This is a genomic window from Nosocomiicoccus sp. HMSC059G07 (assembly GCF_001815515.1).
GTDB lineage: Bacteria > Bacillota > Bacilli > Staphylococcales > Salinicoccaceae > Nosocomiicoccus > Nosocomiicoccus ampullae_A.
On the sequence record NZ_KV820829.1, the window covers coordinates 1 to 652 of the forward strand.

1 protein-coding gene is annotated in these 652 nt (G+C 36.5%); it reads left to right on the plus strand.

Translation table 11 applies throughout. The features are described 5' to 3' along the window. Positions 1-373: 373 nt before the first annotated feature. A partial coding sequence (locus HMPREF3029_RS05070) for a GNAT family N-acetyltransferase (protein ID WP_144265415.1) occupies positions 374-652 on the plus strand: 279 nt, incomplete at its 3' end.

A 652-nucleotide genomic window follows, 5' to 3' on the forward strand; every position in this document is an offset into this window, starting at 1 on the left:
AAACGGATTATTATGATTAGTTTTTATGAATGATAAAGCGTGGTCCGAGATGGTCCGAGATGGTCCGAGAATGGACCGAGGTGAACCGAGATACTGATATAAGAATTGTAGAATTAGGATAGAGGAATAAAAATAGCATAATCTGCTGTATGAACTACCATCTAAAAGCTGCACACGAAATCCCAACTTGAGGAGTACTTTTTATATTAATATATATTTCTAGAAAAACTTTTGCTAAAATTTAATTAATATCGAATTAAAGGTGGTGTTGCATTATGAAAATGGTAAGAGTAATGTACGGGGGAAATTATTTTAAGGGATAAGCGTATCAGGCCCCTATAAACTACGTAATCCCTATAATCCGGAGGAAACTATGATTATTAGAGATTATGAGGTTAGTGATGAAGCAGGCTGGGTAAGGTGCCGAGTACTTTCTTTTTTACAAACAGCTTATTTTGACAATGTGCTTACGGAGAAAGAACGTTATGACAACCCTGCCATTGAACTTGTTGCAGAAATCGATGGACAAATTGTTGGCTTAATTGATGTGGAATACGAAACAGAGGAACTTACAGTTTGTTCTAGAGGAGCTGGACTTGGAGGTATGATTTGGCATATTGCAGTACAACCAGATTATTATCGACAAGGAATC